Here is an 8,823-nt window from a genome sequence, read left to right on the forward strand (position 1 = left end):
GCGATGCTCCGGCGCCGCGGGGCGCTGCTGGCCTCGGGACTGGCGTTCGCGCTCGCCCTGACCGCATGCGACAACGCTCCTCCGACCTCCGACGATCCCGTGCCGGGCGGCGAGCTGCGCGTCGCCGTTCGCGATCTCGGGAGCCTCGACTCTGCCACGGCGGCGGGTCGCGGCGCGTTGCTCGTCCTCTCGCAGCTGTTCGATCCGCTGACCACCGTGGATCCCAAGACCGGCTCCGCCGGCCCGGCCGCCGCCAGCGCGTGGACCACCGCACCCGACGGTTTGTCGGTCACGTTCACCATCGCGCCGGCCAAGTTCCACGACGGTACGCCGGTCACCCCGGCCGACTTCAAGGCGGCGTTCGATCGCATCACCCGCAAGGCGACCAACTCCGACGTCGCGTTCCAGTTCGAGGCGGTGAAGGGGTTCCATCAGGTCAAGATCGCGGGGACGGCGCAGACGCTCGCGGGCGTAGTGGCCGGGCCGACGACGCTGAAGTTCTTGCTCGATCGGCCGTTCCAGGAGCTTCCGCTCTACCTCGCACACCCGGCGCTCGGCCCGCTGTCGAAGTCGATGGCCGCCAACCCCGCCGCGATGCAGACACATCCCATCGGCAACGGCGCCTTCAAGATGGCTGCCGATCGGAGCAGCGATTCGATCATGCTCCAGCGATACGACGACCACGCGGGATCGACGGCGCTTCTCGAGCGGATCCAGGTTCGGCTGGTCGCCGACGGCGATCAGGGCTGGCGCGACTTCCTCGCCGGTCGCACCGACGTCGCCGAGGTTCCCGCCGAGGCGATCGCGGGCTCGCAGGCTCGTGCGGGACGGTCGGGCTTCGGGCCGTTCTGGGCGGCGCTCTACTACGGCATGAATCTGAAGAACCCGAACTTCGCCAAGGCGGAGGTCCGCAAGGCGCTCTCGCTCGCGATCGACCGCAAGCAGATCGCCGAGGTGGTCTACGGCGGCACCAAGGAAGAAGCGAGCGGCATCATCCCGCGCGGCATCCGTGGATTCTCCGACGATGCGTGCGCGGATTGCGTCCGCGATACGGAGCGTGCGCGGTCGCTCATCGCGGCAGCCTTCGGCGGCAGGCCGCCGGAGATGATCATCGATCACCTGAACGCCTCGCCTTCGGCCGAAGTCGCGCAAGCCATCGCCGGCGATCTTCAGGAGGTGGGGCTCAAGGTCGCGCTGCGGGCACACAACTCCACCGACTACCTGAAGCTCCTCCAAGCCGGCGGTCATCAGATCGCCGAGCTCGGCTGGCTCGCCGAAGTCCCGAGCCCCGACGGGTTCCTCGCACAGCAGTTGCGAACCGGCTCGCCGAACAACCACACGGGGTTCGCCGACGGCACCTTCGACACCTACATCGATCGAGCGCGTGCCGCGGCGAACGAAACGGATCGTCTCGTGGCGTACTCGGCCGCCGAGAAGCGAGCGTTCGAGCTGATGCCGATGATCCCTATCGTCTTCTTCCGCAACCATGTCGGCGTCGCGTCCAGGGTCCGCGGGCTGCGGATCGACGGGGCCGGGATCTTCGATGCGACCGGCATCTGGATCGCCGCCTCTTAGCCGGCTCCTCCCGCGCATCGCCGCGGCGGTCTGCTTGGCGTTTGCGCTGGCGGCGTGCCCGTCGAGCGATGGGCCCGGGCCGAAAGGGAACGGGACCGGCGGGACCCCCGAGCCCACGCGTGGGGGAGAGCTGGTCGTCGCCTACCCGAACGAGCCGCCGACGCTGAACCCGTTCGTCACCGGCGGCGACTCGGCCGCGACGCGCGACCTCGTCAGGCCGCTCATGCCTGCGCTGTACCGGCTCGGGCCCGACGGGACCCGGGAGCCGTGGCTGCTCACGGCCGAGCCGGAGGGCGCCGACGTCGGCGGCACGCCGTTCAGCGTTCGCGTGAGGCTGCGCGAGGACGCCGTCTGGTCGGATGGCCGGTTGATCACGGCGGACGACCTGCGGTTCACATGGCAGGCCGCGATCAAGAGCCCCAAGATCGCATCGCGTGACGGCTACGACCGGCTTGCCGACGTGGTTGTCGAGGCACCCAAGACGGCGCGCCTCGTCTTCCGCGAGCCGTTCGCGCGCTGGCGGGATCTCTTCTCCGCCGGGCTGGGCGTTCTGCCGGCGCATGCGCTCGGCAAGACCGACATCTCCGGAGCGCTGATCCGCTCGTGGCCGGTGTCGGGCGGGCCGTTCGTGTTCAAGTCGCGCACGGCCGGGCTGGATCTCGTCCTCGAGCGCAACCCGCGCGCCTGGGGCGACGTGCCGCTGCTCGACCGGATCCGGATCGTGTACGTGCCGGACCCGGTGACCGCGCTCCAGCTCTACGCTCGCGGCGAGGTAGACGTTCTGGGCCCGTATCCGGCGATCGAGTTCGCCCGGCGCGCCGCTGCCGCCCGGCGGGGGAGCAGCGTAACGGGGGACCGCGGTGCGACCTGGGTGGGCGTGATCCTGAATGTGAAGACGCCGGAGCTCTCGGACGTGCGGGTGCGCCGTGCGATCGCGCTCGCGTTGGACCGCGAGGCGATCGCCGAGGGCCTCGTCCGCGAGCAGGGCGCGCTGTGGGATGCGCCGTCGGCCGGCGACGCGGCCCGCATCAACGCCGCCTTCGCTCGATTCCGGCAGGACACCGTTGAGGCGGCGCGCCTGCTCGACGCCGCCGGATGGAGCGAGCCGTCGTCGGGGGGCGGGACCCGTCGCAAGGGCGGGCGGGAACTGTCGGTAACGCTCGCCGCGGCGGACGCGGGCGAGCTGGACCAGCGGATCTTGCGCGCGCTGAACACGCAGGCGTCGGGGATCGGGGTCGACCTGAACCTCGTGTCGATGGACTACGCGCGGTTGACGGGAGACTGGGCCCCGGGCCCGCGGTTCGAAGCAGGGCTGTTCGTGCTGCGAGACGCGCCGGGTGGCGGGCTCCGGGCCCGGTTCGGTATCGGCGGGCCGGAGAACGTCTCGCGGCTCTCGGACAAGGCGTTGGCCGGTCTTCTCGATGCAGCGGACCGGACCTTGGACGACGCCTCCACCGCCGTCGACGCGCCGTCGACGCGGATCGCCGATCTGGTTCCGGTGATCCCGCTCTACCAGCTCGAGGTCACGCTCGCGGCCCGGGCCGGGGTCCGCGAGGTCGAAGCCAACGCCTCGGCGGACGGCTTCCTCTGGAACGCGGCGGAGTGGTGGATCGAAGGCGCCGGGACGCCCCCGGGTTCACCGTCGCCTACCGCTACCTGAGCCGCCGGTCGGGGCGGCACCCCGCTGGTATCCTGTGCGCCGCAGCGCGCGGGCGTGCTGGAATTGGCAGACAGGCATGGTTGAGGGCCATGTGTCCGCAAGGACGTGGAGGTTCAAGTCCTCTCGCCCGCACTGACTCAGAATCGATCCGGGCAGAACTCGATCACCCGGCAGCGGCCCATAGCCGCCAATCGTCGGCCACGCCCTTGAGCGAATGTATGCCTCGGTCGGTGAAGGAGATCCCCGACCCGGCCACGAGGTCTTTGACCGTGCTCGAGACGATCACTTCGCCCGCCTTCGCCTCCCCGGCAACCCGCGAGCCGATGTGCACGGCGATGCCGCCGACGTCGTTTCCGATCAGCTCGATCTCTCCGGTGTGGATGCCCGAGCGAACCTCCACGCCGAGCTCGCGCGTCCGCGCCGCGAGCGATTGCGCACACCGCACGGCCCGAGCGGGGCCGTCGAACGTCGCCAAGACCCCGTCCCCGAGCGTCTTCACCTGCCGCCCGCGGAAGCGTTCGACCTCGGCACCCGTGAGGGCGTAATACCGCTCGAGCAGCTCGTTCCATCGGCGGTCTCCAAGGCCCGAAGCACGCTCCGTCGATCCGACGATGTCGACGAACATCACCGTGGCGAGCACGCGGTCGATGTCGGGCGCCGGCCGAGAACCCGTGACGAACTCGAGGATCTCGCCGACCGCCTCGTCGGGGTCGCCGTACCAGAACAGATGGTCCCGTCCCGTGAGCTCGACGTATTTCGCACCGGGGATACGCTCCGCGAGGTCCTTCGACAAGGCGATCGGCAAGAATATTTCGTCGCGCTGATGGAGAACAAGTGTCGGGACGCGGATGGTCGGCAGGATGTGGCGGACGTCGATGTCCCTGTTGGCATGCCAAAGGACGAGCCCTTCGCTCGGGCTGATCGACATGCGCTCGTAGCGGCCAAACCAGCGCACGAATTCCTCGTCCTTCGCTCGGCTGGGCACGACCACGGACGCGCCGAGCCCCTTTCCCCACGAGGTCTCGAGGTAGTTCTCGAAGACCTGCTCGACTTCCGGCGGCCACGAGATCGGGAAGTCGGGTGCCCATCGGAATCGCGCGCCGGACGCGTACAGGATGAGCGCCCGCGTTCTTGCCGGATAGGTTGCCGCGAACATCGCGGCGAACGTCCCCCCCTCCGACCATCCCATGACGGCTGCCTGTTCAGACCCCGCGGCGTCCATCACGGCCCGGATGTCGTCCATCCGGTCCTCGATCGAGGAGGCTCCGATCGAGCGGTCGGATAGGCCGGTTCCTCGCTTGTCGAAGAGGATGACGCGGAAATGCGGCGTGAGCTTCCTCATCATCCGCTCGAACTCGGGCTGCTCCCACACGAGCTCGATGTGGAAGATCCAGCCCGGCGCCATCACCAGATCGATCGGGCCGTCGCCCAGCACCTGATAGGCGATTGAGAGGTCGCCGCTTCGGGTGTACTGCGTCTCCGCGCGCACGCCGAAAGCCTAACAAGCGACCTGGATCGGGGCTGCCAGCGAGCCGGTCGGCGCGCGGGATCTCTACACGATGGAATCGACCACTACTCGGGCACGAACCGTCTAGCCAAAGACCTGCTGGTGGAGCCGGGAGATGCCATCAGACAGCATTTGGTTAGAGAGAACTCTCATCAAGTGCACTACCTTTGACCAGCGGAAACGGATCGAGCCGGCCACTACTCGAAAACCTCGCTCGGGAACGCGCTCGGCGGTCGGAAGGAAGATCGTCTTGCCGTCGTCGGACGCCTTATCGCGGCCGGGAAGCTCGGCCCGGCGAAGGATCGAGCGAAGCTCTACGTCCTCGACGGTTCCAGGCCGGAGAACGGCGACGACGTTTCCGCAGGTACGAAGGTTCCGGAACCGTCCGGGAACTCTCGGGAACTCTCGGAAACTGTCGCCGAACCTGTCCGAGTCGCAGGAAGACGCGGAGACGTGAGGCGGAGCGTCTCCGCGACGAAGGTTCCCAAGGTTCCGCTCCTTATAGGGGAACCTTCGCGGGAACCGATGGGCGAGGCGGCGTCGCTCGTCGTCGGGAAGCTCGGCGCGGAGATCGTCGAGTGAACGCGAGTTATCCGGCCGGGATTCCGAGTTCCTCGCAAACGGCGCGTACCTGCTGCCCAACCGCGGCCGCCCCCCCAAGGGTAAAGCGCCCTAGCTCCGCGGCGGCGCGTCGAAGCCGCTCGTCGTCAGCGAGTCTCATCTTCGCTATAAGCGTTTCGAACTTGATTTGGGCGGTCTCCGCCGACGACGGTTGGCCGAAGATTTCGTCGCGCGCGAACTCGCAGGCGGCGCGGTCGGAGGCCGAAGGTCCGCTCGAACAGGCGACGAGCACCGCGAAGAGTGCAGAAGCGAAGCAAGCTCGTCCTCGCACGTCAAAAGCCTACCCCCGAAGATCCTCGAATGACCGATGGGACGGATGGGATCCAAATACCCCTTGAATCGTGGCGCACGGCCGGACACCCTGCGCTCCACCTTTCCGCGCGCCGACCTAGGAGACTGCTGAGCAAGTCGCTTTCTAGGGGTCGGGCGCCGGGGTTGCCGTAGATGGCCTGGCTGGTGCAGCTGACCGCCCGGATTCTTGGTTGGTTTCTGGTCTGTTCGGCCGTTCCGCGGCTCGCGGCTGGTGATCCGCTCGCCTTATCCGGGTGCCAGGGCCCGCTTCCTTTTTAGAATCTCCGGAATGGGCTTCCTCTCCCAGTTGCTCGGTCCGAAGCTCGCAGAGCCCGTCTTGCGGGAATACTTCGCAACGGTCGCCCACGGCTTGAACATATGGGCCGAGCCGACAAGGAAGGCGGGCGGCCTCAAATGGGATACTGTCGCCGGGCTCGAACGGTCGGCGCGATTCGAAGCCTTCCAGAAGCGAGGCGCGTCGGATCCTGGACTCGAACGAGTCTGCTTTCTCGCACTCTGCTCGATGTTCGGGGTAGACGCCGCCGACTTCTCGCGATTCATCGATCTCGACGCGGCGTGGAACGCTGGACAGGATTGGTTCAAGGAGTTTCCCGACGACGAGGAACGGGCCTACTACGAAATGACGGAGCGTCCGGCTCGTCGCTACCCGTCGTCCCGCGACGCGCTCGCAATCGGAATGAACGAAGCGAAGCGAATCCTTCGCGGGTCGTAGTTCTGTGACGAAGAAGGAATCGCGGTCCCTTCGCTTCTGCGTTGGCGCGGCCGACGGACCGCGGTCGATGCCTTTCAGGGCGTGGATCGAGAACGACGGGACCGTCTACCTCGGTTCGCGCCGGATTGCCGACCGCTACAAAGTCAGCCTTCATCCGTCCGGGCCGTGGACGATCCCGCCCGGCGGCGACTGGCGGATCGCATTCACTCACGAATACGCGACCGGCCCGACGTCGATCCTTCCGGCGGACAAGGATCGAAGAACGAAATTCTCCCCGGCGGAGATCAAACCGGGGCTCTGGCGCGCGTTTACGCTTTTCGTTCCGGCGAGCGCCGTCGCGGTTCCTTCCTACGGCGGAGTCGAGAAGAAGCGTCATATCTGGATCCCGGCGCCGCCGCCGGATCACGTCGTCCTCGTCGGCGTCTTTGTCACGGACGCAAGGGCTCCGGTCAATCCCGGCGGAAGGATGCTCGGCTACTTCGGGACGGGCGGTCCCGCGGTCGTCCCGCTAACGACGGTCACTCGGCCGATTAAGCCCGGAGAGCGCAAGGTTTGGGAGGGCGACCTTCCGCGAATGGTTGCGAACGCGGAAGTCAATCTTCGGAGCGACGAACCGGCGGACTATCGCGGACTCGTCGTCGTCGGTATAGACGACGGGACGAAGGGATGGGTCGATCTCCTCGTCGCGCAGAAGGGCGGACAGAAGTAGAGCGCTCTACTCGTCCGGCGCGTACGCACTCCGTCCGTACCTGGAAGCCAACGCCTCTGCGAGAGCCTCTAGCGCGAGAAGAAGATCGACCGCGCGAATCGGCTCCCCCGTTTCGATGTTCTCCGGCGACACAAGATCCGCGAAGCGCAGCACGACGGGATGATCGGGAAGAAGACGCTTTGCTTCCCCGATAACCGTATCGAGAACAGGAAGCGCGATCCCGCGAACCTCCTGCTCGGGGTCCTTCTCGGCAAGCAGGACGAGGCGCCCGACGAGCGCGTCGAGGGTGCGCCGGACTTCCTGACCTTTCAAACCGCTAGACCTTGCCGCGTTCTGCGCACCGCGTCTAAGGCTTCTCCGCCAGCACGCGGCCGTCTTCGAGGCGAACGTAGCGGCCGTTCTCGAAGCCGCGTGCTTCCAGATCCGGGCCGATATCGTCGAAGCTCTCCGCTTCGAGATCGAATTCGACCATCGCACCGCCTTCAAGCCAGATAACGCGCGAGACTAAGAGCGGTAGCGTCTCGTGCTCGTCGTCGAGAAAAACCGTGTCTCCGACCGAAGGCACGCGCGAATAGTCGCGTTCGACGACCCGGCTTAGAACGCGAATCGGTTCGGCTTCGACCTTCGCGCCGGGCATTAGACGACGGCGGAGCGCCGCCGACGTGAACCATCCGACCGCGAGGAGGAGCTTCATCGCTCGTATTCAATCCCGTCACGGCGCCCACCTTCAACATCGGCAAATCCCCAGGGCCCCGAGATCGTCGGAGACGCCCGAGAAGCTCCCGCCGGTAGCGTCGGATACCCGGAACGGATCTCGGCGTCTCAGAGGCTAAAATGTGGCCGTGCTATCGTCGGCGCGATGGCCGGGAAACGGACGACGGCGGGCTACGGACCGCACACCGCCGCCGCGCGCGCGGAGATCGCCGCGACCGCGGCGCTCGTGCGGTCCATCGGCCGCGAGGCGTCACGGTTCCGCGACGCGGATAAGCCGGTCCACGCGCTCCGGACGGCGTACCGGGACGAGTACCGGCGCCTGCTCGGCGACGAAAGGGAGAAGCTCGGGCTTCGCCGCGAGGCGTAGGATCCCACGTTACGATACCCGTAATGTCTCCTCCGAGAATGTCGCGCAAACAGAAGGACCGCATGGCGGCGCGCGTAATACCGTTCTACGAGCCGAAGACGGAAGAGGGTCGCCGCTTACAAACCGAAGTCAGGCTCCAGAAGGCGCGAGAAGCCGAGCGCCGCGCTCGTCTAGAGGCGCAATCCCGCGTCTCCTACCAGCATCACCGGACCGTCGCTCAGCCTCTAGCGGCGGACGAGTCGGGAACGACCGACCAACCCTTCGCCGAGGAAGCCGCGCGGCTCGTGTCGCCGAGCTTCCTGATTGAAATGCAGACGCGCCAGAGCTACGACGATCCGTACACCTTCTTCGCGAAGGATCCCTCGACGGGGAAGCTCCTGGCCTGGAAGTCCCATCCCTCCCGCCTGGGCGCGGTATGGGCTCTCTATAACGAGATCTTCCCTGACGCGCCCTAACCGCGCCCCAAGATCGCCCCAACCCCCCGCTGTTTTCGGGTCGTTTCATAGTGCGTCGGTTCGTATCCTCTCGGACGTCGCCGCAGGTGGAGGGCGCGACGCGACGTGATACGAAACGACGCGGACGCCTTGGATCCGGTTGAGGGCCATGTGTCCGCAAGGACGTGGAGGTTCAAGTCCTCTCGCCCGCA

General features: G+C 67.1%; 10 protein-coding genes and 1 tRNA gene. 8 read left to right on the plus strand and 3 right to left on the minus strand.

Annotated features, from left to right (window positions below):
- Positions 1-3: 3 nt before the first annotated feature.
- The 3 genes from WEB06_10510 (at position 4) to WEB06_10520 (ending at position 3,367) form a co-directional block, all read left to right on the plus strand.
- The gene (locus WEB06_10510; GenBank protein MEX2556054.1) at positions 4-1,575 is read left to right on the plus strand and encodes an ABC transporter substrate-binding protein; all 1,572 of its coding nucleotides are present in this window, start codon (positions 4-6) and stop codon (positions 1,573-1,575) included.
- On the plus strand, positions 1,544-3,235 hold the full coding sequence (locus tag WEB06_10515) for an ABC transporter substrate-binding protein (protein ID MEX2556055.1): 1,692 nt from the start codon (positions 1,544-1,546) through the stop codon (positions 3,233-3,235). Before WEB06_10510 ends, WEB06_10515 begins: the two co-directional genes overlap by 32 nt.
- Positions 3,236-3,283: 48 nt before the next feature.
- Positions 3,284-3,367 (plus strand) — tRNA-Leu (locus tag WEB06_10520).
- A gap of 31 nt (positions 3,368-3,398) precedes the next feature.
- Here the strand turns inward: WEB06_10520 and WEB06_10525 are convergent.
- A complete protein-coding gene (locus WEB06_10525) occupies positions 3,399-4,724 on the minus strand; it encodes an adenylate/guanylate cyclase domain-containing protein (GenBank protein MEX2556056.1) in 1,326 nt (441 codons plus the stop codon).
- A 471-nt stretch (positions 4,725-5,195) separates the two neighbouring features.
- Between WEB06_10525 and WEB06_10530 the strand changes: the two genes are divergently transcribed.
- From WEB06_10530 to WEB06_10540, 3 genes are all read left to right on the plus strand, one after another.
- Positions 5,196-5,324 carry a hypothetical protein gene (locus WEB06_10530; GenBank protein ID MEX2556057.1) on the plus strand — a complete coding sequence of 43 codons (129 nt, stop codon included), beginning with the start codon at positions 5,196-5,198 and terminating at the stop codon, positions 5,322-5,324.
- Positions 5,325-5,943: 619 nt separating this feature from the next.
- Positions 5,944-6,387: a hypothetical protein gene (locus WEB06_10535; GenBank protein ID MEX2556058.1), complete on the plus strand. Its 444-nt coding sequence runs from the start codon at positions 5,944-5,946 to the stop codon at positions 6,385-6,387.
- 67 nt (positions 6,388-6,454) lie between these two features.
- Positions 6,455-7,096 carry a hypothetical protein gene (locus tag WEB06_10540; GenBank protein ID MEX2556059.1) on the plus strand — a complete coding sequence of 214 codons (642 nt, stop codon included), beginning with the start codon at positions 6,455-6,457 and terminating at the stop codon, positions 7,094-7,096.
- 6 nt (positions 7,097-7,102) lie between these two features.
- Here the strand turns inward: WEB06_10540 and WEB06_10545 are convergent, their stop codons facing one another.
- Complete coding sequence (locus WEB06_10545) at positions 7,103-7,408, minus strand: hypothetical protein (GenBank protein MEX2556060.1); 306 nt, start codon at positions 7,406-7,408, stop codon at positions 7,103-7,105.
- A gap of 34 nt (positions 7,409-7,442) precedes the next feature.
- Entirely contained in the window at positions 7,443-7,733 is a 291-nt protein-coding gene (locus tag WEB06_10550; protein ID MEX2556061.1) for a hypothetical protein, read from the minus strand.
- Between the two features lie 222 nt (positions 7,734-7,955).
- Between WEB06_10550 and WEB06_10555 the strand changes: the two genes are divergently transcribed.
- Positions 7,956-8,177: a hypothetical protein gene (locus WEB06_10555; GenBank protein ID MEX2556062.1), complete on the plus strand. Its 222-nt coding sequence runs from the start codon at positions 7,956-7,958 to the stop codon at positions 8,175-8,177.
- Positions 8,178-8,200: 23 nt separating this feature from the next.
- Positions 8,201-8,632 carry a hypothetical protein gene (locus WEB06_10560; protein MEX2556063.1) on the plus strand — a complete coding sequence of 144 codons (432 nt, stop codon included), beginning with the start codon at positions 8,201-8,203 and terminating at the stop codon, positions 8,630-8,632.
- Positions 8,633-8,823 lie beyond the last annotated feature (191 nt).

This window comes from Actinomycetota bacterium (genome assembly GCA_040905475.1).
In the GTDB taxonomy this organism is placed as follows: domain Bacteria; phylum Actinomycetota; class AC-67; order AC-67; family AC-67; genus DATFGK01.

What these genes read in the sequence shown, in the direction of transcription:
- WEB06_10540 (MEX2556059.1), top strand. Translation starts at nt 6,455, where the DNA reads ATGCCTTTCAGGGCGTGGATCGAGAACGACGGGACCGTCTACCTCGGT.
- WEB06_10535 (MEX2556058.1), top strand. Translation starts at nt 5,944, where the DNA reads ATGGGCTTCCTCTCCCAGTTGCTCGGTCCGAAGCTCGCAGAGCCCGTC.
- WEB06_10550 (MEX2556061.1), bottom strand. Translation starts at nt 7,733, where the DNA reads ATGCCCGGCGCGAAGGTCGAAGCCGAACCGATTCGCGTTCTAAGCCGG.
- WEB06_10560 (MEX2556063.1), top strand. Translation starts at nt 8,201, where the DNA reads ATGTCTCCTCCGAGAATGTCGCGCAAACAGAAGGACCGCATGGCGGCG.
- WEB06_10510 (MEX2556054.1), top strand. Translation starts at nt 4, where the DNA reads ATGCTCCGGCGCCGCGGGGCGCTGCTGGCCTCGGGACTGGCGTTCGCG.
- WEB06_10555 (MEX2556062.1), top strand. Translation starts at nt 7,956, where the DNA reads ATGGCCGGGAAACGGACGACGGCGGGCTACGGACCGCACACCGCCGCC.
- WEB06_10515 (MEX2556055.1), top strand. Translation starts at nt 1,544, where the DNA reads ATGCGACCGGCATCTGGATCGCCGCCTCTTAGCCGGCTCCTCCCGCGC.